The organism is Parasphingorhabdus sp. DH2-15 (assembly GCF_051668705.1).
Lineage (GTDB): Bacteria > Pseudomonadota > Alphaproteobacteria > Sphingomonadales > Sphingomonadaceae > Alterisphingorhabdus.
In genome coordinates, this window is the sequence record NZ_CP196351.1 from 2,134,756 (window position 1) to 2,159,472 (window position 24,717).

At 50.8% G+C, this 24,717-nt stretch carries 23 protein-coding genes; 7 read left to right on the top strand and 16 right to left on the bottom strand.

What is annotated here, in order from left to right; all coding sequences use genetic code 11:
- Window positions 1-7: 7 nt before the first annotated feature.
- Window positions 8-850: an NAD-dependent epimerase/dehydratase family protein gene (locus ACR9YC_RS09995; protein WP_438727086.1), complete on the bottom strand. Its 843-nt coding sequence runs from the start codon at window positions 848-850 to the stop codon at window positions 8-10.
- 187 nt (window positions 851-1,037) lie between these two features.
- Between ACR9YC_RS09995 and trxB the strand changes: the two genes are divergently transcribed.
- Window positions 1,038-1,997, top strand: a complete 960-nt coding sequence (gene trxB / locus ACR9YC_RS10000; protein ID WP_438727090.1) for a thioredoxin-disulfide reductase — start codon at window positions 1,038-1,040, stop codon at window positions 1,995-1,997.
- A 127-nt stretch (window positions 1,998-2,124) separates the two neighbouring features.
- Here the strand turns inward: trxB and ACR9YC_RS10005 are convergent, their stop codons facing one another.
- Complete coding sequence (locus ACR9YC_RS10005) at window positions 2,125-3,849, bottom strand: hydantoinase B/oxoprolinase family protein (protein WP_438727093.1); 1,725 nt, start codon at window positions 3,847-3,849, stop codon at window positions 2,125-2,127.
- Entirely contained in the window at window positions 3,846-5,978 is a 2,133-nt protein-coding gene (locus ACR9YC_RS10010) for a hydantoinase/oxoprolinase family protein (protein WP_438727096.1), read from the bottom strand. The genes ACR9YC_RS10005 and ACR9YC_RS10010 overlap by 4 nt, the downstream gene beginning before the upstream one ends.
- A gap of 134 nt (window positions 5,979-6,112) precedes the next feature.
- On the opposite strand from ACR9YC_RS10010, the gene ACR9YC_RS10015 reads away from it, so the two are divergent.
- Window positions 6,113-6,514 (top strand): hypothetical protein, encoded by a 402-nt coding sequence (locus ACR9YC_RS10015; RefSeq protein WP_438727098.1) that lies wholly within the window; start codon window positions 6,113-6,115, stop codon window positions 6,512-6,514.
- Window positions 6,511-6,915, top strand: a complete 405-nt coding sequence (locus ACR9YC_RS10020) for a DUF1330 domain-containing protein (protein ID WP_438727100.1) — start codon at window positions 6,511-6,513, stop codon at window positions 6,913-6,915. The genes ACR9YC_RS10015 and ACR9YC_RS10020 overlap by 4 nt, the downstream gene beginning before the upstream one ends.
- Window positions 6,916-6,943: 28 nt before the next feature.
- Here the strand turns inward: ACR9YC_RS10020 and ACR9YC_RS10025 are convergent, their stop codons facing one another.
- Both ACR9YC_RS10025 and ACR9YC_RS10030 read right to left on the bottom strand, forming a co-directional pair.
- Window positions 6,944-8,884, bottom strand: a complete 1,941-nt coding sequence (locus ACR9YC_RS10025; protein WP_438727103.1) for a flavin monoamine oxidase family protein — start codon at window positions 8,882-8,884, stop codon at window positions 6,944-6,946.
- Between the two features lie 131 nt (window positions 8,885-9,015).
- A complete protein-coding gene (locus ACR9YC_RS10030; protein WP_438727106.1) occupies window positions 9,016-9,897 on the bottom strand; it encodes a heme-binding protein in 882 nt (293 codons plus the stop codon).
- Window positions 9,898-10,104: 207 nt separating this feature from the next.
- Here ACR9YC_RS10030 and ACR9YC_RS10035 point away from each other — a divergent pair, with 207 nt between their 5' ends.
- The 4 genes from ACR9YC_RS10035 (at window position 10,105) to ACR9YC_RS10050 (ending at window position 14,288) form a co-directional block, all read left to right on the top strand.
- Window positions 10,105-11,673 carry a ferritin-like domain-containing protein gene (locus tag ACR9YC_RS10035; protein ID WP_438727109.1) on the top strand — a complete coding sequence of 523 codons (1,569 nt, stop codon included), beginning with the start codon at window positions 10,105-10,107 and terminating at the stop codon, window positions 11,671-11,673.
- A 21-nt stretch (window positions 11,674-11,694) separates the two neighbouring features.
- Window positions 11,695-12,402, top strand: coding sequence for a hypothetical protein (locus ACR9YC_RS10040; protein ID WP_438727112.1), 708 nt, complete (start codon window positions 11,695-11,697; stop codon window positions 12,400-12,402).
- Window positions 12,403-12,522: 120 nt separating this feature from the next.
- Window positions 12,523-13,485: an MNIO family bufferin maturase gene (bufB, locus tag ACR9YC_RS10045; RefSeq protein ID WP_438727115.1), complete on the top strand. Its 963-nt coding sequence runs from the start codon at window positions 12,523-12,525 to the stop codon at window positions 13,483-13,485.
- Window positions 13,485-14,288 carry an HvfC/BufC family peptide modification chaperone gene (locus ACR9YC_RS10050; RefSeq protein WP_438727118.1) on the top strand — a complete coding sequence of 268 codons (804 nt, stop codon included), beginning with the start codon at window positions 13,485-13,487 and terminating at the stop codon, window positions 14,286-14,288. Before bufB ends, ACR9YC_RS10050 begins: the two co-directional genes overlap by 1 nt.
- A 124-nt stretch (window positions 14,289-14,412) precedes the next feature.
- Here ACR9YC_RS10050 and ACR9YC_RS10055 read toward each other — a convergent pair whose 3' ends face one another.
- The 11 genes from ACR9YC_RS10055 to ACR9YC_RS10105 all read right to left on the bottom strand — a co-directional run bounded on the left by ACR9YC_RS10055 (window position 14,413) and on the right by ACR9YC_RS10105 (window position 24,519).
- Window positions 14,413-14,562, bottom strand: coding sequence for a hypothetical protein (locus ACR9YC_RS10055; RefSeq protein ID WP_438727120.1), 150 nt, complete (start codon window positions 14,560-14,562; stop codon window positions 14,413-14,415).
- A 354-nt stretch (window positions 14,563-14,916) separates the two neighbouring features.
- Complete coding sequence (locus ACR9YC_RS10060; RefSeq protein WP_438727123.1) at window positions 14,917-15,309, bottom strand: phage tail protein; 393 nt, start codon at window positions 15,307-15,309, stop codon at window positions 14,917-14,919.
- A 48-nt stretch (window positions 15,310-15,357) separates the two neighbouring features.
- Window positions 15,358-15,972 (bottom strand): phage tail protein, encoded by a 615-nt coding sequence (locus tag ACR9YC_RS10065; protein WP_438727125.1) that lies wholly within the window; start codon window positions 15,970-15,972, stop codon window positions 15,358-15,360.
- Window positions 15,973-16,115: 143 nt separating this feature from the next.
- Window positions 16,116-16,661 (bottom strand): hypothetical protein, encoded by a 546-nt coding sequence (locus ACR9YC_RS10070; protein ID WP_438727128.1) that lies wholly within the window; start codon window positions 16,659-16,661, stop codon window positions 16,116-16,118.
- A gap of 140 nt (window positions 16,662-16,801) precedes the next feature.
- Entirely contained in the window at window positions 16,802-18,571 is a 1,770-nt protein-coding gene (locus ACR9YC_RS10075; protein WP_438727132.1) for an ATP-binding cassette domain-containing protein, read from the bottom strand.
- 45 nt (window positions 18,572-18,616) lie between these two features.
- Window positions 18,617-19,126: a lasso peptide biosynthesis B2 protein gene (locus ACR9YC_RS10080; RefSeq protein ID WP_438727135.1), complete on the bottom strand. Its 510-nt coding sequence runs from the start codon at window positions 19,124-19,126 to the stop codon at window positions 18,617-18,619.
- Window positions 19,116-19,400: a PqqD family protein gene (locus ACR9YC_RS10085; protein ID WP_438727138.1), complete on the bottom strand. Its 285-nt coding sequence runs from the start codon at window positions 19,398-19,400 to the stop codon at window positions 19,116-19,118. The genes ACR9YC_RS10080 and ACR9YC_RS10085 overlap by 11 nt, the downstream gene beginning before the upstream one ends.
- A 39-nt stretch (window positions 19,401-19,439) precedes the next feature.
- A complete protein-coding gene (locus tag ACR9YC_RS10090) occupies window positions 19,440-20,327 on the bottom strand; it encodes a sulfotransferase domain-containing protein (protein WP_438727141.1) in 888 nt (295 codons plus the stop codon).
- A gap of 17 nt (window positions 20,328-20,344) precedes the next feature.
- Entirely contained in the window at window positions 20,345-21,319 is a 975-nt protein-coding gene (locus ACR9YC_RS10095; protein ID WP_438727144.1) for a hypothetical protein, read from the bottom strand.
- Window positions 21,316-23,280: an asparagine synthase-related protein gene (locus ACR9YC_RS10100; protein ID WP_438727147.1), complete on the bottom strand. Its 1,965-nt coding sequence runs from the start codon at window positions 23,278-23,280 to the stop codon at window positions 21,316-21,318. The genes ACR9YC_RS10095 and ACR9YC_RS10100 overlap by 4 nt, the downstream gene beginning before the upstream one ends.
- A 138-nt stretch (window positions 23,281-23,418) precedes the next feature.
- Window positions 23,419-24,519 (bottom strand): nucleotidyltransferase family protein, encoded by a 1,101-nt coding sequence (locus ACR9YC_RS10105; protein ID WP_438727150.1) that lies wholly within the window; start codon window positions 24,517-24,519, stop codon window positions 23,419-23,421.
- Window positions 24,520-24,717: the final 198 nt, after the last annotated feature.

Here is a 24,717-nt window from a genome sequence, read left to right on the forward strand (position 1 = left end):
CCTCGCCTCACTCTTTTGCGGTTTTGCGATCGTCAATAATGTTCATTGTTGCAACACCGCTATTGCCCAGCTCTACACTGGCAAAGGGCCCGCCATGGCACAAATTGCCGGGATCAGCCGGATCCAGCACACCTGCCTCTGCATAAATCTTCTCTGCAAATTGCTCCGCATTGTCTTTCGGCCGATAGCCCAGATGCCGCGCACCGCTATTATCAACCGGTGCACGGTCATTATTAGACACGCCATAAATCACTGAAAAGCCAACCACTGGGGTTGTGACTGCTTGCTCGACCAAATGCACCAGATCGTCATAGCTGAGCCATGAACCGACAGCACGCGCATTGGTAACTTGCGCGCAGGATAATATGCGCAGGCATACCGCTTCTAATTTGCGTTTATCCCAATACATGCGGGCCAAATCCTCAGCAAAGCACTTGGCTAACCCATAATAGGTATCAGGCCGATGCGGCGCATCTATGCCTATGGCCTCGGTCTTTTCATGCATACCAACGGCATGAATAGAACTGGCATAGACCACGCGGCGCACCTTATGCTGATATGCTGCTTCCCAAATATTATAGGCGCCAATGATATTTGGCCCCAAAATCTCGTTAAAAGGTGCTTCATCGGCAACCGCGCCAAAATGCACCACCATATCCGCGCCCTTTAGCAATGCCGCAATGGCATCATAATCGGCCACATCGGCGGCGACATAGCTTTCACCTGCATAGAGTTTGCCAATATCCTCGGCCAGATCGGTGGACAGCAATTCATCCGCCATCTTGCTCAGCGGTTCACGCAAATATGATCCCAATCGCCCCGCCGCGCCTGTCAAAACAATCTTCTTCATGGCCTTATCATCCTCATTTTACGCCTGCATCGTCACAATTTTCTCCGTTGATAGCAGGATTTGGGGGATAGCAAGCCACATTAGCTTGTAATGCTCAATATGCTTTCTGATATAGCCCATAATGAAGCGCAAAAGCGCCCCCTTTTCTTTTTCTGCATGACATGATGTGCATGCGCAGGAGACCAGAATGTCTGATACCACCATCAAAAAAGCCAAGCTGCTCATCGTCGGGTCCGGCCCAGCGGGCTATACCGCCGCCGTTTACGCCGCCCGCGCCAATCTGGACCCGGTTTTGGTTACTGGTCTGGAGGCTGGCGGACAGCTGACCACCACCACCGACGTCGATAACTGGCCCGGTGATAATGACGGTGTGCAAGGCCCGGAGTTGATGGACCGGATGCGCAAACATGCTGAGCGTTTTGAGACGGAGATTATCTCTGATCATATTCACAATGTCGATTTCTCTCAGCGGCCTTTCAAACTGACCGGTGATGCCGGGGAATATCACGCTGATGCGGTAGTTATCGCCACTGGTGCCAGCGCCAAATATCTGGGTCTGCCGTCGGAAGAGAAATTTATGGGCCGCGGCGTCTCTGCCTGTGCCACATGTGACGGTTTTTTCTATCGTAACAAGCCCGTTGCGGTAATTGGCGGCGGCAACACTGCGGTTGAGGAAGCGCTGTATCTGGCCAATATCGCCAGCCATGTGACTTTGGTGCACCGGCGCGACAGCCTTAAGGCAGAGAAAATCCTGCAAAAGAAACTGTTTGAGCGGGAAAAAGAAGGCAAGGTCACCATCCTGTGGGACCATAATCTTACGGAAGTTCTGGGCGATGATGCAGGGGTCACCAGCCTGAAACTGACCAGCACAAAAGATGATAGCCACCAGATTATTGATGTGCATGGCGTTTTCATTGCCATTGGCCACACCCCCAATACCGGCCTTTTTATCGATCAGTTGGATATGAAGGGTGGCTATATCACCGTCAAAGGCGGCGCAGAAGGCAATGCCACACAGACCAGCATTCCCGGCATCTATGCGTGCGGCGATGTGATGGACCATATCTATCGGCAAGCCATCACCTCAGCCGGCACAGGCTGCATGGCCGCACTGGATGCTGAGAAATTCTTGGATGGCTTGGAGTAAAGCTGCGCTCTAAGCAGACCGCATACCAATCCGCTAGTGGTGAGCCTGTCGAACCACGTCTCTCAGCGTGGTGCGGGATTGAGAGATGCCCTTCGACAAGCTCAGTGTTAGCGGGTCATTATCTTGTTCAAACCGCCTCGCCACGCGCTATCATATCCGCTACCTCGGTAATATCAGCATCGCTTAAACCATAATCATCCCGTGCGGCCTGTTCGGAGATATAACCGCGTGCCAGATCGCGTTTGACCAGTTGACTGTCGCGCTGCTTTGGGTTGCCATAGCCGCCGCCCCCCGGAAAGCCTAGGCGCACAATATACTCGGCGCCAACAGGTTGCTTGCCCTTGCCTTTTAACTTCGTACCATCGTCCAGCGCGATTGTTGTCGGTGCGCCATTACCGCCATTATGACGACCGCGCGCGGGGTGATCCACGCGGTCAAACATGGCGGAGAAATCGCATTCATGGCCCTGTGCTGGAGCGACATCCATATATTGCCCCAAACCGCCGCGATATTTGCCAGCGCCGCCGCTATCCATGCGCAATTCTTTACGCCAGATAATCACTGGCCCGGCATGTTCGGTCGCCTCCACCGGCATGGTCATGACGCCAGAGGGGAATGCGGTGGCATTCATGCCGTCCAAAGTGGGGCGTGCCCCTGCTCCGCCGGAATTGAAGGTCAGCACTTCGGCGCGCCGCCCTGAATTATTGGGGCCTTGATTGGTTAGTGCTTGATCTTGTCTAGGGCGCAGCGATAGCTGGAAATTGCACAATGTACCGGCCCCTTCTGCTGGCACAGTGTCGGGCAAAATCTGGTCCAGAGCGCCATAAACCGTATCGGGCAGCATATGACCAATCACGTGGCGCAGCGCCACAGGAGCAGGGTGCGGCGCGTTGACGATACTGCCTATCGGCGCAGTGATGACAAAGGGGGCAAGTGACGCCGCATTATTGGGAATATCGGGCGCAATGGCGCATTTCAGCGCATAACAGGCATAGGCCTCTGTATAGACCATCGGCACATTTATGCCCTTAGCATCAACCGGCGACGAACCGGCAAAGTCACAGAGTATTTGGTCTTTCTCAATCGCCACAGTCGCGCGCAGGGTGATGGGGCGATCATAGCCGTCAATCACCATCTCCCCGCTTGCCTTACCGGGCTTCAACGCATTGATCTTCGCCAGAGTGGCGCTGCGCGAATTGCTGAGGATGAAGGCGGAAATATCCTCCAGATCAGCCAGCGCAAATTCATGCATCATTTCTATCAGCCTTTTATGACCAATCTCATTGCACGTTGCGAGCGCATAGATATCGCCCACCACCTGATCCGGCTCACGCACATTGGCGCGCACCATGGCGACCAGCATCTGGTTAACCGCGCCCTTATCGGCAAATTTCATGATCGGGATGTAAAGCCCCTCCTCATAAACCGAATTGGCGTCAGCGGTAAAACCTATGCCGCCAATATCAACCACGTGCGCAGTGCAGGCAAAAAAGCCAATTAACGTGCCGCTATGGAAGCTGGGCGAGACAATGGTGATATCATGCAGATGTCCTGTCCCTTCCCATGGGTCATTGGTGATATAGACATCGCCTTCATGCATATTGTCATAGCCAATGCGGCGAATAAAATGCGCCACAGCGGCGGCCATGGCATTGACATGGCCCGGCGTGCCGGTGACCGCCTGTGCCAGCATATTGCCCGCCCGGTCATAAACGCCGGCAGACAGATCGCCGGCCTCTCGCACCGAGGTGGAAAAGGCGGTGCGGATCAGCGCTTGGGCTTGTTCCTCAACAATAGAGATCAGCCGGTTCCACATAACCTGATGCTGCACGCTGCTGGCGGCTTTGTTCATGCGCCCTCTCCTTTTCTTGTCACCGCGATACAGCCATCGACCAGACAGATGGCGCTGCGGCTAGCAGGCACGATGATCGTCGTTTCATCTTCCACGATGATGGCTGGGCCGTCTAAAATCTGCCCCGCAGTCAGATCAGCGCGTGGGTAGATTTTCGCTTGGGTCGCTTCGCCCAATCCGGCATCAAACAACGCTCGCTCGCCCGATGCTTTGGCCTGTGTCTGGTCGCCCAATGCATACAGCGTATCACTCGCCATTTTCGGCGTTTGCGCATTAACCGACCAGATGGTGATTTCCACGTCCATGCCATCTACCGGGCGCCCAAACAGATTGGCATATTGCGCCTCAAAAGCGGCTTTATACGCATCAGCACATGGCGCAGAAATCTGCGTGGGCGACAGCGGCACCGGTATCTCCCACCCCTGACCGACATAGCGCATATAGGCGCGGCAATGGCTGATAATATCGGCATGTTCATCGCAGGACCGAACAAAGGCGCGTGCTTCTTCTTCCAGAGCGGCAAAGAGGCTTTTTACGCTTTCGCCATCAAAATCACTCAGCCGCATATAGACGCTGCGCGTTGCCTCAAAACCAAAGGGCGCGCGCAAGAAACCGACCGCAGAGCCAACCCCGGCAGATGGCGGAATGATAAGCCGCTCAACGCCCAGCTTTTCGCATAATCGCCCGGCATGCAGCGGCGCCGCACCGCCAAAAGCAATCATAGTATAATCGGCCAGATCTTCGCCATTTTCCACCGCATGAACCCGCGCAGCATTGGCCATATTCTCGTCCACCATTTCCGCCACGCCAAAGGCCGCCATTTGCGCATCTATGTTCAGCGGTCCGCCTATATGCGTGTTCAGCGCATCAGATGCTGTTTGCGTTTGCAGGGCAAAGCTGCCCCCGGCAAAATTGTCCGGGTCCAGCTTACCCATGACCAGATCGGCATCTGTTACCGCCGGACGCACACCGCCGCGGCCATAGCATGCAGGGCCAGGCTCTGATCCAGCAGATTCCGGGCCGACCCGTATCTGGTTCATTGCATCAACATAGGCCAGCGAGCCGCCGCCCGCGCCAATTTCCACCATATCGATAACCGGTATCGAAATCGGCATGCCAGAGCCTTTTTTGAAGCGATAACTGCGCGCCACTTCAAACACGCGCGCGGTTTTGGGTTGCCCATCGCGGATAAGGCATATCTTTGCCGTGGTGCCGCCCATATCAAAGCTCAGCACTTTATCGAGACCATGGCGCGAAGCTATATCTGCCGCAAAAATCGCGCCGCCAGCCGGTCCGGATTCGACCAGCCGCACAGGAAAATCTGCTGCATCTTCTAGCGATATGATCCCGCCGCCGCTGTGCATCAAAAAGATGGTGCCGGTCATGCCGTTCTCAGCAAAACGGTCTTTCAGACGTCCCAAATAGCTTTTCATCTGCGGCTTGATATAGGCGTTGGCGACCGTGGTATTAAACCGCTCATATTCGCGCATTTGCGGGCTGACTTCGCTGGACAGCGAAAGCATGACGCCCGGCATTTTCTGCGCCAATATATCGGCAATCATGCGTTCATGAACAGGATTGGCATAGCCGTGGATCAGGCCGATAGCGATGCTTTCATAGCCCGCTTTAACGAGCTGATCGGCCAGCACCTCCACCTCTGCCGGATCGAGCGGTAGCAATATTTGCCCATGCGCATCCACGCGTTCGGCCAGCGTGTAACGTTGTTGACGCGGCAAAAGCGGCTCGGGCAGCACAAGGTTGAGATCATATTGCTCAAAACGCGATTCCGTGCGCATTTCAATAACATCACGAAAACCCTGTGTGGTGATAAGCGCCGTCTTTGCCCCGCGCCGTTCGATCAGTGCGTTGGTCGCCAAAGTGGTGCCGTGAATGACCTGATCAATGGCATCAGGCGCGCAACCCGCTGCTTTGCACACCTGCATCATACCCGCCAAAATGGCATCCTCTGGCGCGCCATAGCTGGTCAGCACTTTGGTAGAAAACTGGCTAGCCGTTCCTGTTCGCCCTGTTTCCAGCACAATATCGGTAAATGTACCACCAATATCAACACCCATGCGGATGCGCGGCTTGTAAGAATTTTCGGATTGGGAAGTATTTTCGCTCGTCATGGCTGAGTGCTAAGTCAGACCGTCGGCAATGCCAAGTTATTTGCTTGCTTTTTCCAAAGTTAAGCGCAAACTTTGGCCATTGAAAAACAAAAATAATCAGCCGCATTTCGCGACTGATATAAGGGGGACGCACAATGATAATCCTGACACGTATATTGGTCGCAGCTGTCGGCTTGCTCTTTGCCTTTATGGCGGCAGGGTTTTTGTTAAGCACTGAGACAGAGGCGAGCAAAATCGGCCTGACCACCTTAAGTGCGCAAGGTTTTGCCACTGTCAGGGCAGATATTGGCGGGTTTTTCGCCTTTTGTGCGGGCCTGTCGCTTTATGGCGCAGCCACAAAAAGCATCAGAGTGCTATGGCCTGTTGCCTTGCTGGTCACGCTCGCTTTGGCAGGGCGGTTGCTTAGTCTGGTGCTGACAGGGCCAGGGGACATGTTTCATGTGCCGATCATTGCCGAAGTCATTATCATCGTCATCCTGTTATGGGCGCACAAAACATGGTCCGCCTCGGCACCGAAATTTGGAATTTCACGATGAAGGTCGTCAACCAGTCAGCGCCTACGCCAGAGCGTTTTCAAGAGTTTTTTGGCGCAGAAGACACTGGCCCTTTCATGATGGTCAATCTCCTGAAATTCCGCGAAAAGGCGGAATATGCAGATGGGCGTGATAGCGATCTGACCGGGCGCGAGGCCTTTGCTCTATATGGGGCAGAAGTGGGCAAGCTCATCCTTAAAGCTGGCGGTACACCGGGCTTTGCTGGCCCTGTCACTGGCCTTATGCTGGGCGAAGTAGAGGAATTGTGGGACATGGTCGCGCTGGTGCAATATCCATCACTGGATGCATTCAAGCAAATGATCACATCGCCCGAATATCAGATTATTGCGCAGCACCGTGAAGCCGGTTTGGCGGGGCAATTAAACATCAAAGCCAAAGCCTGATAGCACCCCGCCAAAGCAGTTCGTATATCTAAATACCCTCAACCATGACGCGGGTGTCCGGCACAAAATTGACTGCTGGCATAGCTATATCTGGATAGGCCATGCGCCTGAGACTCTTCAGCGCGGCAACTATGGCCCCTTCCTGCCAGCCGGGCAGTGACGACAACTGATCACCCACGACAAAAAATACCGGGTCACTCAGGCTGCCATTTTCATCATAAATACCGGAGCCTAAGGATAGATCGTTGAAATGTCGCACGGCATCCTCTGTCGGCATCACCTGCCATTGCGCCCAACCACCCTTAATATAGGGCATGTTCTGCCAAGCAATGGCGACGCCATCCTGCAGGCCAGCGCCAAAGGCCTCACCAAATTTGCTGGCACCTTTACGCGCATTATCCAATCGCTCCTGCACCGGTTTTTTACCCCAGCGATAGGCGACGCTGCTAAAATTATAGGCGCCTGTCAAAACACCCTTTTCATCATGATAACCTGTGGACGGGTACCAGATTTGCGCAATCTCGTCCGATGTCCATGATATGCCGCCAAATATGGGCACAACCCCGATTTCGCTGTCAGGGACACTGCAAACGCTGACATCATGACCATCAACATGGTGCTCCGTAACGTCACTGCCCTGCCACAAATTGCGATCAGCCTGCCAGCCGACTTTGGTTGTATTGGCCAGAAACCTTGCGACATAGCCATCTTTGTCCGGTGTAGCTGAAGGCTCAAATTGCGCTTTGAAAACGGCATGCAAGCCATCTTTGAAAGGCCCGGAAAGGCCAGCACTGGGCACAGGGCTTAACAGTTTTTCAGACAAGATATCCTTGAGAAACGGCATAGCCATATTACTGAAACAATAATCGGCGCGATATTCTTTCAATGCGTCTGTGCCGACCTGAGCGACTAAGACGATAAATTCCTTGGTCTTATGGTCCCAATCGATTGTCTTGACCGGACTGTTCAGATGAATATCTCCGCCCAAAGCAGCCACTTGGCGAGCAAAGGCATGTTGCACCTGATCCATTCCGCCTACAGGCTGGAACAATGTTGATTGCCACAAAAAGTCACTGGGTTGGTAAAAGCGGGTCTTTTTCCAAAATTCAGACTCCAGCAAAGAGTTCAACCCCAATGCGCTGGCCGCTTTACCAGCATCAACGCCTGGCAACACGTCAAACCCTGCACGGGCAAGCGCTTGTTCAAAACCATCAGGACCAGCTGTTGGCGCATATTTCGCCACAGGCTTGCCATGCGCATCTTTACTGACGCTGAGTTCACCAAAAGACACCATCAAATTCTGCAACTGCTTTGCCCGTTCGGCCTGCTCGGCTTCTGGAATGTCTAGATCGGCACTGGTCACCAGTTCGGCCGCATTGTCATAGACCATCTGTGCCAACCAGCCGCGAATATTATGATCCAACCGGCGATAAACGACAGGCTCTGAGTTAAATGGCCCGCCATCCATCTGCACCAGATTGGAACCTGAATTCATCACATAAACCTCAACGGCCACGCCAAAGTCACGCAAATATCCAAGCAAATGCTTATGACTGGACGGAATACGTCCAGGCCCGGCATTCAGATAGGGCTGCTCATCACCAACCGGCTGTTTAAACCGGATGGTCTGCGTCTCCCATGGTTCAGACCCGCTAAGCTCGCTATTTTTATCTTCAGTTAAAGTGTCGCCCGTGCGCAAGGTCAGGCAGCGCCCGCCCGTCCGGTTTTGGGCTTCTAAGATCGTCACCGCCATACCCGTCTTTTGCGCCAGTAATTCATAGGCCGTAGTCAGACCCGACACACCTGCACCCAATATGATGGCGCGTTTTCCGGCAAAACTTCCTTCTTCCAATTGCAAAGGGCCAGCAACAGAATTGTTCGCCGCCAATGTGGCTTTATCCAAAGCAGCCCAGGCTTGGCGCGAGCTGTGCTTTGCCAAAAATTCCGCTCTATCGACATATTGTGACATCAGATTTCCTCTTAAAAAGGGCAGAACAATAGCCGTATGGCAAAGCGCATCATGCGCGCCACATGTTCAAACCAAATAATGGGGTGAACACGGGCGATCATGATAGCGCCCGTGCTCGGGGGGGGTATAGGTTATACTTTTTTGAGCGTGTTCACATTGACATGCGGCCAGGTAATCAGCCCGTCTTTGCCAAATTTTTTGTGAAAGATGATGTCACTAATCTGCGTATATTGCAGTTGCAGAAATGTGCTTCCATCCGCCTCTTTAACCGTCTCGATCCAGAAAATAGTCTCAAAACGCGGCGTATCGGCGCGGTCTACGATAAAGGGAATATTTGTTATCCCACCACTATTTTTGGAATCCATCACAAAGGTCGTTGTGTGCACAATATCCTGACCAGCAATATCTGCCTCCAGCGTTTTGTTCACATCGGCAGAGACGAAAGGCGTACCTTGCGAAACTATGGAATACACGTCCGTATATCCCAAAGGCGTATTGGGCCCAGTATCAGGTGGCAGCGCGGATTGTATGGGGAAGGATGGCGGACCATTTGTTTCTGACGCATTGCCCAAGATCATCGCACTGTCGCCATGCGGGATAGTGGCCGAGCGCGCGAGTGAAAATGGCGGTTTTGGACCGGCTGTCCCATCATTGTTAAAAACATTATCAAGATAGAGCCACATGCCGTTTTCCACGTGCAGGGTTTCGTTCGTTTCCGTATCGCTGACGGTCAGTTCATACATCAAACCAGTAACAAATTGATCAACATCCCCGCCACGGTTGCGCACAGCTCCACCAATGGGGGTAAAGACAATCGTCTCAGTATAAGGCTGCAACAAGAGCTTGAAATCGCCTTCATCGCTCGGCGTTGAACCCTTTGAAGGTAAAGCGACGAGATTCCAGCCTTTCGACCCAACCCATTTGCCCGCCAAATCGGCCAACGGACCCAAATTTTCTCTAACGTCACTCGCCGTGCCGCTTAATCGCGTATAACTATCAGGTATTACTTGCATAAATGCCTCCTAAAATTAAGCGCGACCAATTTTTTCATATTTTTATTATTGTTTAATTAACTAATAGAAAGTTACATATTGATACACCGAAAAAATGCACAATATAATGCTTTTTATTTTGTTATTTATTGTTGATAAGGTGATTATTATCACGTAGAAGCAATATTTGATTGTAGGAATTAGACGTTATTTGAGGGGATAACAGATATGATAAGTGATCCTATTACCCAGTTTACCACTGCTGAGCTAAAACTGATTGAACAAATGAATGCGCAATTGACGCATGATACAGCGCTAGCGAAGCTGAAAGAGCTGCTGCAAGTCGCGGTGGAAATCGAGCTCGCGACCATCCCGATCTATCTTTACACATATTATTCTATCGACAGGACACGCTTTAGCGGCGCGCATATGCGCGAGACAGATATCTTCGCCAACAAAGCCGGCGGTGCGGTGATGAGTGTGGCGGTAGAAGAGATGCTGCACATGTCCCTATCGTCGAATATATTGTACTCGCTGGGGCAAATGCCGCAACTTTATCTGCGCGCACCGCAATCCTATCCGGCGCCATTGCCATTCCACAATCCGCAAGGGCCAAAGGGTCCGAATGGCGGCACCGATGTCCGTATACCGCTTGCCAAGCTGACCTATGAGCAATTGTGGCATTTCCTGCAGATTGAATATCCGGAAGCCCCCGATGCAACGCCGCAAGACAGCGATTGGGACTCAATCGGCCAGGTCTATTCTTATATACGCTGTTTGATAGCCTGTGCCCATTTGACAGATGCTGACTTCACACAGGGGCCTCAACCGCATCAGATACAAGGGTTTAACTACTCACCCAATAATACGGATACGGTTCACCCTTCGGGCAAGTTTGACCCGTGGAAAGCCGCACCCAACCCTGCCATCCCCAATCCACCGCCCGGTAGCGATCCCCTGCCGAGTGCATCGGATGCGGCTGTCTATTCCAATGCAGCGGATAGCCATGCAGGGCCGGCTGAATTAATTACTATTGGCAGTAAGCAAGATGCCTATTTTGCAATTGATACGGTTTGCGATCAGGGCGAAGGCTATTCCCAACCCGGATTGCCTACGCAAGAATATGACGATCAGAGCAAATCAGAACTGTCGCATTATTATAAATTCCTGACCATTCAGGCGCAATTTGACCGGTTTGAGCATTATGTGGAGCAATTGCCCGCCAATCCCGCTCCGCCAGCGCCGGTAACACCGACCATGACCGAAGCAGGTTTGGCCGCTGACAAGGTGGTATTTGATTATCCAGACAATCCCATGACCGCGGATTATCCAACAGAATTCCAGCCAATCTCCAATTTCTGCAATGGTGTCTTCCAATATATGCTGGTCCTGACCGAGACATTGTTCTTGGTGCCGCCAGAGGAGCAAAAACTGTTCTTCAATGAAGGTATGCACCGGTCGATGATCTGGGTGTTGGACAAATATATTCAGGGAATGAGGAAAGTCAGCATTCCGTCAGGCAAATTTGCTGGCAAGTCCTTTGCATGCACATTTGAGAATCTCGACCTTGGCACAAGAGAAGCCAGTTTCGCCACTCTGCGCGATTTGGGAACGGAAGCAATAGCCGCTGCCAATGCTCTGGCAGCAGCAGATAAGACAAAATATGGCAGCCTCGCCAGCAATGTTACCTATTATGTCGATCAGACCTTTGGCGTGACGGACGGAACGACCAAGTTCATGCCATTGCCCGATGTCAAAGATTTTTGGAACGGCGATACGCCAGTGTCTAACGGATAAGATCGCACAGAGGAGGGATATATGAGCGATACAGCAAAAACCGCAGCAAAGTCGCTGCCAAATCTTAAACAGCAACCCGAAACAGGCCCCGGAACACCCGTACCAACCCCCTATCCTTATGCGGATGCCCCGGCCTTTTCCCAGACCATTGGAACACAGCCTGAGGGTGTGCCATTGCATGCCTGTATGGGTTTGAACAGCTGCAAGGCCGCTGACCGTTATGGCAAAGAGGGCCATAAAGACCCTGTAACGGGCCAAATGGTGCAAAATGATTGTGCCGGTCAGGGGTATTGCGCAACTGCGCCAGCGCATTTCTGCCATGTGCAGAATGATTGCAAAAATCAGGGTGGCTGCGGGTTATATGGCACCGCCGAAGAATTGAGCAATCCAGGGCATAATGATTGTCGCTCGCTCGGCTCTTGCGCTGTTCCCATCAATGCAGAACGCTTCAGCACCAATGGTCCTAATCAGGGCAAAAGCGTGTGGGCACGTGCGCGAAAGGTCTTCGAAGAAGAGATATGGCCGCAAACGCGCGGCGAATTGCTGAATAAGCAGGAAATGGGCGGCCTTGATGCGAAATGCACATTGCCTGACACGTTGGGCCCGCCGCCAGAGGAGTTTCAAGGGCGCGGGCCATCCTATCTCTGGATATCGGATGATAATAATGATCGCGGCAACATGACCGCTTGCGGTTCAAGTGGCACAAGCGGAGCAGGCGGCTGCGCTTGAATATACACCCTTGAACCTTTCAGGGCGTGATGTGCGTTTCCGGTCCCATTTGGCCGCATCGCGCCCTTATTGTTTAAGCAGACATATTGGTATCACATCATGGTCCATTCCATAGCTCCCATGACCCTTGCAAAGGCGAATGCGCACAGATCCTCATTGCCCAATTTGGGTTTGGGTCTTGGGCTGCGTAATGTGCATTTTGAGCATATTTTGGAGCATTGGCCAAGACTGGACTGGTTTGAGGCTATTAGCGAAAACTTCATGGATTCAGGCGGTCGCCCGCGTTATATATTGGGCCAGATAGCCGAGCATTATCCTGTCGTTTTGCATGGCGTATCCATGTCGATTGGCAGCACTGATCCGCTAAACCGGCATTACCTCACCAAGCTCAAAAAACTGGCTGATGCTATCGACACACCATGGATTAGCGACCACCTTTGCTGGACAGGAATATTGGGGCTGAACACCCATGACCTGTTGCCATTGCCGCTTACAGATGAAACACTAAACCATGTTATTGAGCGTGTTCGCACAGTGCAGGACATATTAGAGCGGCCGCTGATATTGGAAAACCCCAGCACCTATTTGACATTCCGCCAATCAACGCTGGAAGAAACAGAGTTTTTTTCGCAACTGGCGGCGGCAACCGGCTGCGGCTTTCTGCTCGATGTCAATAATGTGTTTGTCAGCTGTTACAACGCTGGAACCGATCCTGCCGCCTATATTGACGCCTTTCCTTGTGAGAATGTCGTGCAAATGCATCTGGCCGGGCATCAGGATTGCGGTGACCATATCATCGACACACATGACGGCATTGTTAGGCAGGAAGTCTGGGCGCTTTTTGCCCGTGCCTGGCAACGCACAGGGGGCAGTTCAGTACTGCTGGAATGGGACAGTAACATCCCCATTTTTAATATTTGCAAAGATGAGGTGATGAAGGCGCGGCGCTATATCAGCAATATTACCGAACAGCCCATGCCTATGACCGAGCCAGAACAGCATAAGGCGCAATTGCCACTTTCCACACCCGTTGATTTCATGGTTGCACCGGCCATGGACGATGCTGTTCTGATCGATAGCTGATGGATGATAAAGACCTGATAAACCAGCAAAGCCTAGACAGTTTTCAACGCTGGTTTCAGCAGATGGTCATCTCCTCATCACATGATGACCAAGCCATTGATAGCGCCATTAATGCCCCACCTCATGGCAGCGTACAGGACAGGCTTGCAATCTATCAATCCAGCTATAGGCGGCGTTTGGCAACCTGCTTGACCGAACAATATCCTGCCCTTACCCACGCTTTGGGTGAAGCGCTTTTTCATGACTTTGCGATGGATTATCTGATGGCGTGCCCGTCTGAAAGCTATACACTTTATGATCTGGGCGACCGCTTCCCCATGCATTTGGAGCAAGAGCGGCCCGATGCGCACAAACCCAGTGATGAGCGCGAAGTCTGGATAGATTTCATTGTAGAATTGGCACGTTTTGAGCGCACTATCTTTGCGATGTTTGATGCGCATAGCGCGCCGAACATCGCCACAAACACTGAGTTTACGGGCATAACGCCTAACCTGTTCGAGCAATGGCAATTGCACCCTGATCTTATAATATTCGCGTCCCAATTTCCGGTGGCTGATTATTATCATGCCGTCAAGATGGATAAACACCCCGGACTGCCACCTGTTCTGCCCAGCCATGTCGCCTTGCTGAGGCGCGATTATCAAACACGGATCAATAAATTGACGCCTAGGGATTATTGGTTCTTGTCCAACTGGTCGGCCTTTGCTGATGGCGCGCCTAATCCATTGGACGAGAAAGAGAGTGAGGCGCTTATCCGCAAACTGGTACAAGACGGCTTTATCGTCTGCACAGCCCTTAAATGATATAAAAGTGCAGTCGCCTATAGCTATTGGCTAACTCAAACCATCATGAATGATGCGGCATAAAGAAAGGGCGCCCGCAATATCTTGCGGCGCCCTTTCTGTAATCAAGATATGAGTTACCAAATCAGCTTTGCGATGTCGATATACCACCGTCGCCATCAGTACCTGGCGCAAAGCCAGCTTCAATTGATCCACAACCTTCTTGCAACTCTACCAATTCAGGTTTTGTCCAAGATTGTTTCACACAATTTTGATCTTGCATATTCTTGTCCATGATTAACTCCTCAAAGAATGGCCGCCTTCAATGCCGATACCCTATGACTTTCATAGGACTTTGTAGGCACAAATGTAAATATACGTAAAATTAGCGGCATATAGCATTTTACGGATCATTATAATCAGCTACGCGACGGGAATATTCCGAACAGTGCAACGCACCAACGCACTGCTGTAAACGGCGATACCTTATTAATCGCAACATTGCTTCCGGCCGAGTTGATACGCAATATGTCAGGATGCATATTGTTGACCGCAGGATCCCCACCAACAAAATTATTCGTGCCCGCCGGGGATACCGCAAAACTGTTGCGCACCGGCTGATTGGTATCACCAGCAGCAGGGCTAGCGGCTACCACACCTGTGTGTGTGTGTGCGATGGAAGATGAACAGCGTTAAGCACAAACTCAACCTGTCCGCCCCTTTGTCCCACTCTGAAATCGCCCAATCCAGGAGCATTCCCCGCGCCAATGGGCCGTCGGCCTTGCAGATCAGGCAGGCCCAATGTTGTTCGGCCATTACCACCAAATTGTGTCCCCAAAATAGCAAACAGCGCCTGATTTGAAGATATGGGCAAAAGTGCGCCATTGGCCTCCGCCCATTCACGTGGGCAATAGCTCCCGCCAAAGGCCGATATCTGGCCGATAAATTGTGTACCTTGCTGGGCGTAAGCGGGTGATGAACCAGCACTCCCCATAGCGGCCACTGCAAGAGCAGCAGCCAATATTTTAAACTTTCTCATCATCTTTTCCTTTCATACAATATTTTTCACACCTGATATTCATCAGGCTGATCAACTGCGTGAAGGGAAAACACCAACGGTCGCAATGCACCATTGCGCCACCAGAAATGGCGATACTTTGTTGACAGGCTGACCACTGCCGGTTGCGTTAATCCGCAAAATATTGGGGTGCATATTGTTCACTGCCGGATCACCATCGAGATAGATATTGCTGCCAGCAGGCGCCGCGGCAAAGCTGTTGCGAACCGGTTGATTGGTGTCGCCTGCTGTCGGGCTGGCTGCGATTGTGCCTGTATGTGTGTGTGAAGGCATCTGCGAAAGAGTGATATTAAAAGACGTGCTGCCGCCTTTTTGACCCTGCACATAACGCGGCAAACCCTGCCCTTGGCCAAGGCCTATCGGTGCACGCCCCTGCAAATCGGGTAACCCAAAGGTCATGCGGCCATCACCACCATACATAGTGCCCAATAGAGAGAATAAAGCCGGATTAGAATTAATAGCAACCAGCCCGCCATTGGCTTGCGCCCATCCGCGTGGACAAAAATTGCCACCGAAATACATCATTTGCCCTAATAAAGGCTCCGCTTGCGCCTGTGCCGGCGATGCGAATGTCGACATACTCAGTGCAGCTGCGCCCGCTGCCACCAATAATTTCATAGCTTTCATTTTGACTTTCTCCCTATTGTCTCAAAAGCGACCTAGTTTATCGATACATCACTTTAATTTTGTATACAGCTAGATACATGTACAGCCGCCTTTTAGAGGGGCTTTCAGCATCTGAGCGTTAAAATGACGATCTGATAGGGAGATTAGTTAGCAGTGACCTTATTCATGGTATTGGCGAAATTCGACGCTATGCGAACAAAGTTTGCCATTTCGGAAAGAAGATTGCCCTGCGCTGTTCCATAATCGGCTATAACATAGCGGGTAACGTAAAAGCTACCATCTTCCAGGCTTCCAGCGTTCACAATCGGGTTTTCCCGCAAAAAGCTAGGTATGGATGCTGCCACTTTCTCTGGAGCATTGCCCGATTCCCAAATCGATATCAGGTTCATACCGCGGCATTTCATATCTTCAATCTCTACAGCAGCGGCATTGTCACAACCGTGAAAGAATATCTCAAACTTCAAACCATTTGTTGCGGTGGCAGATATATAATGGTTGCCGTTCGCATCGACCAGAAGCAGATGATTGCCTGTAATGGTCTTCAATACAGGTTCGATGCTTTTTGCATCCAGAGCCTTTACAATCTTTTTCTGCTTGAGATTGTCCGCACTGCTCGCCTGAGCACTGGCCACTGCTGGCGTGCAGAGCATTGCGGCAGTGATAACGCCATAGAGTAATTTTTGTAGCACGGCTATTCCCCCTTAATTTTGGGGAATGCCGCCAATTTTCGATTGACGATAATGACAAAACTCCCCCTTTTGCCTGCCATGGGTGTCATCCAATGGCTTATGGCGTAGAGGTTAATCACAATGGCAATGCTGTGCAACAGCTATAATTTACCGCGCTTTACGCCTTCATCTTTCACCAGATTGGCCCTGCCATCAGTCACAGTAATATGACAGTTCGAATGGTCCGCATGTGCCTCGGCATGGCTAATCAGCAATATCAGCTGCCCCTGCGCTCTGGTTTGCAAATTGGCCATCAACCGCGCTGATGTCTGACGGTCAAGCGCTGACAGGCTTTCATCCAGAATGAGAATCTTCGCTGGTCGCAAAAATGCTCGGGCCAGCGCTATTCTCTGGCGCTCACCACCGGAAATACGGCTCCCCGCACTGCGTAGACTTTCATCCAACCCTGCTGGCAAAGCGCGAACAATATCGGCAACACAGGCTTGTTCCAGTGCATCCCAGATAAGCGCATCATCATCTGATCGATCAGGCCAAAGAATATTCTCTCGCACGCTGCCTTCAAACAAAAACCCATCCTGCACGGCATAGCTGATCTGCGTTTGCCAAAGGCTGCGATTGTTATCATTCAACGATACTTTACCAAATTTTATATCGCCATTTTGCGGGACCATCAGCCCAGCGATCAGATCGGCAAGACTGGTTTTGCCCGACCCTGATTCACCGCTAATTGTTACCAGCCCCGTTGCTGGCAGAGCAATATGCTCGCAGCGCAAGATATTCTCTCCGCCATCATAGCGAAAAGCCAAACCATCTATCACCAGTGAACCGGACATATCATCAGGCGCAAATGCAGTTTGGGTGGCAGTGCTGCGCATTTTACCATATTGCGCGTTCGCCTTTAGCCGCTGTGCAGTGTCAAATGCTGGCAAAGCATTGGCAACGCCTTGTAGCCCGCTAATGGCCGCGGTAAGCGCTGGCATAAGGCGGATCAAAATCCCGCCAATCAGCAACAGTTCGACCGGCGATACGTTAAAAACACCATAGCCCAATGCAACGAGCAGCATCGCGACAATTGCGCCCAACAGCTCGACACTGCGGCGCATCAACCCTTGTTGGCGGGAAAAATCGACGCCATATTTGCGTGTATAGCGTACCGCGCTGGCAAAGCGCTTCAGAAAATCTTCTTCGGCCTGTGTTGCCTTGGCGGCTTTCAGACCGTCAAGAAAGCGTACGGTTTCCCGCGCGATATCCTGCCCGCCTCTGGTCATCCCTTCACCCAATATCTTGCTGCGCGCGAGCCAGACTGCGCCCAAAAGACAAGCAATAACCATGGTGGCCAACAGCAATAAACCGGCTGGCACGCTAATAAAAAATGCGGTGCCAATAAAGACACAGACCATCGCCACAGAAATACTGCTTTGGGTTGCAAAGCGCATGGCCATACCAATACGGGCTATATTGGCGGTCAGGCTGTCGAGCATATGGGATTTTCGCAATGACTGTATTTGCGGCCAACTGCTATATACCAAAGACCGCAAAAGCTCCTGCCTTGTATGATCAACAAAACCCAGGCTGATGCGCATTATCGCAACATCACGCCGCAACAATATAGCTGCGCGCAATATCATCAAAATGAAGAAACCAGCGAACAATATTGCCATCCGCTGCACCCAGGATGTAGCACCCACCGCGCCGAGATAACCAGCTATGGCCGCAGAAATGTCCGTCGATGGCTTTTCAGATACAATAAGCTCAACAATCGGCAGCAACAAGACCAGCCCAAAACCTTCAAGCAGCGCCGCAAAGCCGACAAGTCCGAGCGTCCGTAAAAGCTGAGTGCCGCCATAATCCATCACGCTATGGGCAAGACCGCGCCACCCCGATAATTCTGGTCCAACGGGCTCAGTCATAGCGCATGCAGATAATGGACATAACAATGCTGTCTGACATAGCAATCATAGCTTTACAGGTTGCGCGCTATTTGCCGTTTTGCGCGTAAAGGGGCGAAACCGCTTATATTCATGCTTTCCTGTGACGATTATCCCTTCAGAAGACACCAGCCAGGCATGCAGATCCAAATTGCTCTGGCCATCGTCACCTTGCGCAGGCGATGCTGATACATCTTTGGCTTTGCGGTCGACACCAATGACAATTTTTGAGCTGTCTTTACGGCGTCTCAGCATCCATTGGGCGGCCATTGCTTGCGGCAGGCAGACCGCAGTCCATGGCACATGCCGGGCCGCCATACGCACTATCCGGCCAATATCGCGGCCAAGACTGTCATCATCAATATGCGGCGGGCGCGCATCAACCCCCATATGGTCAATATCCAGCCATTTTTTCCATCGCGAAAATGCGACAAATTTTATCAAAAAACGGGCAATTGCCAGCATAATGGCTGCCTCGACCAAACGGACATAATCCATAGCCGGCAAGGCCAATAATTTGCCGATTTTACCCGGCACGCACACTTACCATTTTACGGCTTTGAAAATTGGTTAGCAATTCTGCCACCTGCACGCGACATTCATCGGCATCGACATCATATTCAGTGGTCAAAACCGCTGCTAGCTTATTAACGCTGTCATGCTCATCCAACATCTGCCAAACGCGGCGCCCGGTGAGTTCGAGGCTGAAAAACTGGCCATTATCAATATCCATCAAAACCACTTCACCATCGACCTCGGTCTCGACAAAACTCTCAGTTTTTACAAAGCATGCATCATTATCAATTGTCATTATCGTCTTTCCAATAATCAGAATTTGTCGCGGCCAATATCAAAAGTCATAACCCAAAACACGCATTATATCACCATGTTCGTCTGTAATGGACTTTTGCAATTCTGCGCTCAATACTTCCTTACCCTCACCTGACCGGCCCGAACGGAAAAATCGCTTCGCCTTTTCAGGCTTTTCCATAAAGCCGTCTTTTGCCTCTTTGGCTTGCAATTTATCAAATCGCGCACGGTCAACGGCCCGGTGAATGGCCGCGTTATCATTGGCTTGTTCCAAACCCAGAAAGGCCGCCATAGACTGTAGCTGAGCCGCAGTATCTGCCAGCATGTCCTCATAACGGATGACCAGCACCGGAATATCAGTCTGCTGCGTCCATCTGGTATAGTGCTCGCTCCAATTGCCAGTAATTTGTCGTAACTGACTGCGATTATCTCCGGACAAATGATGGTTTGATCTGTTTAGATGTTTGACTGTTTTCGTAAAGTTTTTGCGTCCAGAATGATGGCTATAGGATACTGCAACGTCACGCGGGTCGCGGATTAGCAAGATGGTGCCGATAGAAATATCGGCAGGGAAGATGGGTTCATTATTGATGTTCAGATGATAGGAATCATGAACCTTAATAAACAATCGGTTCTTGCTCTCTCTCGCAAGCGAGCGATACAGTTCAGGGCGCAATATATCGATTTCATCGGCTGTCAGATCAGATGATGGCAATCCGGTTATATTATCAAAGCGAGGACGGCTGCTGGAAATAGAACCAGCCAGATCAATCTTATCGCTCCACGGCTCTTCACTATTGGAATTGGAGAGCAAATTAGACAAAAGAATACGAGTCCAAGTATTCCCTGATTTGGGATAACTGGCGAGCCAAGCGACTTTGCGGTCAGTCAATATTTTGTCATTTTCCGTATCTGACATTAAAGTCATAGCGCTCACTTACCTGCTCAGGCTTCGACCACAATGTTATCAGACGCGATTGCAGAATCTGTTTTTGACGGGGCTTGCGCATTCAACCACGCCTCCGCAAAGTCCAGACCTTCGTTAAAAGCGTCAGGAACGAACGGACGATCAAAATTCTGGACATGGACATGTTGTATGATGTCGCCAAGCGCGGTGTAGAGCTTTTTGCGGCCCCATATACCGAGCGCGAATGCTGGCCGATATACACCGCTTGCCAATTTCAGAACAGACTGTCCTCCTTTGAGGGTTGTCATGCTGCATTTAGGTGCATTTGCATCACTTTTGTTGCTGCCCAAAATGCTCAGGCTGGCAAGATGGCCAACACTAACATCGCCGCTATTTACCGGGGTCGCAAAAAACTTATCAAACCCTTCAACATCGCGCACGGCCTGCCCTTTGGCGGCATTGGTCATTTCCAATGCATCCTTCCATAATTTCAGGTCCTTTTGCCCAGAATAACAGGTAATCGCACCCTCTTGGTTTTTGGTATCAACGATAAGAATATCATCAGTAAAGAATACAAAACCGCGATCTGCCAATGCGGCCGATAATGTTGATTTGCCCGCGCCGGAAGTCCCGGTAAATGCGTGCACCGCATTGCCAATAATGATACCGCTGGCATGAAGCGGCAACAAATCGCGCTGATAACATAATGCCCCCCATGCAGAGCCCAACAAGAACAAAGCGACTTCACGGTCAGAAACACCGGCATCGCGATCATAAATGATCGAATGGCCGCCCTGAACCAGAAACCGTACACCATTGGGAACCTGTAATAGGAAACTCTCAGCATTTACCTGATAATTGGTGCCAAAAAATATCTCTTCATCACCAATTTGCGGCAAAGCCTCAGGAACCTTGCCCGCTCGGATTTCAACATCCGCATTTTCAGATACCAGAAACGGCTTAATACGATCGCCCAATTGCATGTCAGCAGATACGGTGAATGGAACGGTCATATATTTTTGCCTTCTACCCAATTTATGTAATCAGCCATATTTGTTGCCCTTCCCATTCCCAGCATTGCAATCGTGTAATCGGGATGGTCCTTATAGGAAAGAGGGGTTTTCTCTGGCCAGCTGTCCAGCACTTTTTCAAGCCGCTTAACGTCAAATCGACGCGCCATTTCGGGGTTAGCCTTTATGCGCTCTACCTTATCACGAAAAGACTGCAGATCGCGCGTCATTTTAAAATGCCAGTCCGCTGATTGGCGGCCGCGCATCGGTGTAAAATAATCATCCGGCAGACGGCCTTTCATCATGCGCGTAATCAGATAACGTTGATTGCCACCCTGCAAAAATTGTTCCGGCGGAATACCGGCGCAAAAGCGCATAATTCTGGGGTCACCCATAGGGTCCATACTGCGCACACCGGTCATGGTCGTAATAGCTAGCTGCAAAGCAGGCTTCTCCTCTCTGCCGCCTCTTTCAAGCATGGTGTACATCATTTCATGCGGGTCTGAAAAACCGCTATAGCCAGTATCCCATCCAGCTTCTTCAGCACGCTGATCAACCTGCATATCTTCAGCATATTCCGGAGAGATGGCAGAATAACCCTGCCATCCCAATTGGGATGCATGACCGCGCCATTTTGCAATGTGGCGGCTAATAGCGTTGGGGATATTGGGTGCGATAGCGCGAGCATACAAGCCCCCGAGCTTTAAACCAGGCGTCTTATCTGCCGCCAATTCGCGCCATAATTTGATCCACCGCCCCTGGCGGAACCACTGGCCATAAAGGCCCTTGGCGTTGAAACTTAATGTCGCATTCCCGCTTTGTCCGCTCAGAGCCAAGCGTTTGCCACTGGCGCGGATATGACGGTCAATTTCCAAACCCCAATGAATATTGTTGATCCCACGCGACGGTTGCTCCGCCAGCAGAAATATCTTGTCCATATCGGCGCCAAGTGGTTCGTCTGCGCAATCTACAAAATGCGGGTTAATTTGCGGATATTTGGCAGCAAAGGCTTTCACTGCGGGCGATTCATCGCCGATGCGCAAATGCCCATAAGCACGGCCATCCCAGCCAGGCTCTGGCACATGGGTGTAAGTGTCGACTTTCTGATTGGGCACATTGTAACTTGCCAAAACGTCCAGCATAGTCGCAACCACTGCCGAGGAGTCCATACCAGCGCTGAGATGTGCCGCAGGAACATCATTCCCATTCCAGCATTGCTCAACCGCATCAAATAACAATGATCTTGCTGCTTCAACATATTCTTGCTCATTGGCAAAGCGGATATCTGGCGAGGTACGCAGATCAAAAAACCGCTGCGTATGTTCTGCACCTTGTGTGAAGCGCGTATATGTTCCGGCGCGAATAACATTAACGCCAACAAAATAACTGCCGGGATTGATCTCAAAATTTAGTACCAGCGTATCAGCGATTTTGCCTTCGTCCAGTTTTCGGTCAACATCGCCATATGCAAACAGCCCTTTCGGCACGGATGCTACAACAACTCTTTCTGGCGTTTGGTGATAATAAAGCGGCGGTGCATTGTGCGCTGATCGTATCGCAGTCAGGCTGTTTTGCTCACTATCGCCAATAATCGCTGCATAGCCGCCTTCGACATGCTCACCAGCCCGTTCGCCCCATTTTTGCCAAGCTGCATGAAATAAAGCGCTGTCCGGCATCTTGGCCAGTCGTTCACTAGCAATGCCAAGATTGCTAGCAAGCTCAGCGCGATATTGAATATATCCAGAGAACACTAATGACCAGCGCGCCAAGATAAGTGGTTGCCGTTCAAAACGGTCTTGCGCGAAAAATCCAGTCTCCAGACTGGCGCTCAATCCAAAAGGTTCAGTCACTTTTATATGGGATATTTTGGGGCCATAGATTTTCAGCGCATTATTGACGCGCTGCAGCCGGTCTTGGGCAATAGCTTGCCCTGATCTGTCAAATATTGCTGCGATTGCGCTCATAATTCCCCCACACGCGCAGACCGATAGTGTAGCAAGGACAAAATTACCAGTATTTTACATTATAATAAGTGCAAAATAATAAGTGCAAAAGCATTGGCGGCTCTTTTTGCAAAATTGCACGATTTTTCTAGCGACAATTTATGGTGCAACCTTACGAGCAATAAAAGTAAGCGGAACATAGCCACAAAGCCATGCGCGCATCGGTGTTGACGGGAAAATATGCCAAGCAGGTGTCGGGAAATCAGGTCTGTGCCACAGGCTGCGCTGGCTATAATCATGATGCCCTTGCAACATGTTGGTAAATCTATCGATCAAGGGATTTAGGCCTTTGTCCTTAGCAGCCAGACTATCAACCCTCGCTTTTACCTCTGCTTGCAGACTGCCCGCGAAGATATGCTCACAATAATATAAGCTGGCAATCAACGCTGTTCGGCACGAAAAACGATCTGCCAATTGCAAAAGACGCTCCAGTCTTTCACTGTCAATATGGCGGCATAACAGGCTGAGATCCACTAACCATTTCAGGCGCGACCAATAGTCGAGTGCACCATGAATGATGGTATAGAACATGCCTGCGGCACCGCTTATCGTTACAAATTGCCCAGATGGTGTTTCGCTGCGCACTAAGGCAGTCAGACCTTTTGGTTCGGCATATAGCAGCCGCCGATGCAATTCGATCTGTTGACCAAATTGCGGATCATAAAATATAGCATCTTTTGACAGACCATTTTTGAAATGGGCGATGTCGCTGCTTCTGGTTATGCGCTGCTGGGCAATTGTAAAACCATCCTGCACTAGCAATTGCATGGCGGTGTCAATATCCTGCTGGTGGATAAGAATATCAATGTCTTTGGATACGCGCCCGCCGGTAAAGGGGTATATGCTCTCAGCAAGGCCTTGACCTTTTAACCCCCAAAATGACACATCATTATCAGCAAACAGCTTCGCAATACGATCCCAAACACGTTTTTGAATTGTTTCTTTAACGGCGTTCTGACGGTAAATGGCCTTTAGCGCGTCGCGCGTTTGCGTTTCCATCACCGGCGCTGACGCTTCTATGGTGCGCAAATGATATGATAATAGAGGCGCAAGCCTATGTCTGTTCTTGGCAAAGCCGAGTATCTGCGGCGTTAGGGCAGGAAGATCAGCACCGTTATCTAGCTCAATAATAGGGCGCAGCAAAGCAACCAATTGTTGCATTTGCTCAGCACTAGATGGTGATGATATTTCGTCTGCCATGAATAATTATGAGCCCGCAGTGAAGACATGGATACGACCATGATAAGACATCATAATCAATATCATACGAATCATTGCATGGGAAATGGTCAAAACTCCACCGCATCTCTGCATTATTTCAGTCTAAGAGCCGATAGCGGCGATATGTCATGTATTTTGGCTGCTCACAAGCACGGTTCACCACAAATTGTTTCGAAA

Excerpts from the sequence above, each read along its gene's own strand:
- ACR9YC_RS10040 (WP_438727112.1), top strand. The coding sequence starts at position 11,695 with ATGAGCGATACAGCAAAAACCGCAGCAAAGTCGCTGCCAAATCTTAAA.
- ACR9YC_RS09995 (WP_438727086.1), bottom strand. The coding sequence starts at position 850 with ATGAAGAAGATTGTTTTGACAGGCGCGGCGGGGCGATTGGGATCATAT.
- ACR9YC_RS10090 (WP_438727141.1), bottom strand. The coding sequence starts at position 20,327 with ATGACTTTAATGTCAGATACGGAAAATGACAAAATATTGACTGACCGC.
- ACR9YC_RS10065 (WP_438727125.1), bottom strand. The coding sequence starts at position 15,972 with ATGAAAGCTATGAAATTATTGGTGGCAGCGGGCGCAGCTGCACTGAGT.
- trxB (WP_438727090.1), top strand. The coding sequence starts at position 1,038 with ATGTCTGATACCACCATCAAAAAAGCCAAGCTGCTCATCGTCGGGTCC.
- ACR9YC_RS10100 (WP_438727147.1), bottom strand. The coding sequence starts at position 23,280 with ATGAGCGCAATCGCAGCAATATTTGACAGATCAGGGCAAGCTATTGCC.
- ACR9YC_RS10075 (WP_438727132.1), bottom strand. The coding sequence starts at position 18,571 with ATGACTGAGCCCGTTGGACCAGAATTATCGGGGTGGCGCGGTCTTGCC.
- ACR9YC_RS10010 (WP_438727096.1), bottom strand. The coding sequence starts at position 5,978 with ATGACGAGCGAAAATACTTCCCAATCCGAAAATTCTTACAAGCCGCGC.
- ACR9YC_RS10105 (WP_438727150.1), bottom strand. The coding sequence starts at position 24,519 with ATGGCAGACGAAATATCATCACCATCTAGTGCTGAGCAAATGCAACAA.
- ACR9YC_RS10005 (WP_438727093.1), bottom strand. The coding sequence starts at position 3,849 with ATGAACAAAGCCGCCAGCAGCGTGCAGCATCAGGTTATGTGGAACCGG.
- ACR9YC_RS10055 (WP_438727120.1), bottom strand. The coding sequence starts at position 14,562 with ATGGACAAGAATATGCAAGATCAAAATTGTGTGAAACAATCTTGGACA.
- ACR9YC_RS10085 (WP_438727138.1), bottom strand. The coding sequence starts at position 19,400 with ATGACAATTGATAATGATGCATGCTTTGTAAAAACTGAGAGTTTTGTC.
- ACR9YC_RS10035 (WP_438727109.1), top strand. The coding sequence starts at position 10,105 with ATGATAAGTGATCCTATTACCCAGTTTACCACTGCTGAGCTAAAACTG.
- bufB (WP_438727115.1), top strand. The coding sequence starts at position 12,523 with ATGACCCTTGCAAAGGCGAATGCGCACAGATCCTCATTGCCCAATTTG.
- ACR9YC_RS10015 (WP_438727098.1), top strand. The coding sequence starts at position 6,113 with ATGATAATCCTGACACGTATATTGGTCGCAGCTGTCGGCTTGCTCTTT.
- ACR9YC_RS10095 (WP_438727144.1), bottom strand. The coding sequence starts at position 21,319 with ATGACCGTTCCATTCACCGTATCTGCTGACATGCAATTGGGCGATCGT.
- ACR9YC_RS10030 (WP_438727106.1), bottom strand. The coding sequence starts at position 9,897 with ATGCAAGTAATACCTGATAGTTATACGCGATTAAGCGGCACGGCGAGT.
- ACR9YC_RS10050 (WP_438727118.1), top strand. The coding sequence starts at position 13,485 with ATGGATGATAAAGACCTGATAAACCAGCAAAGCCTAGACAGTTTTCAA.
- ACR9YC_RS10020 (WP_438727100.1), top strand. The coding sequence starts at position 6,511 with ATGAAGGTCGTCAACCAGTCAGCGCCTACGCCAGAGCGTTTTCAAGAG.
- ACR9YC_RS10025 (WP_438727103.1), bottom strand. The coding sequence starts at position 8,884 with ATGTCACAATATGTCGATAGAGCGGAATTTTTGGCAAAGCACAGCTCG.
- ACR9YC_RS10060 (WP_438727123.1), bottom strand. The coding sequence starts at position 15,309 with ATGATGAGAAAGTTTAAAATATTGGCTGCTGCTCTTGCAGTGGCCGCT.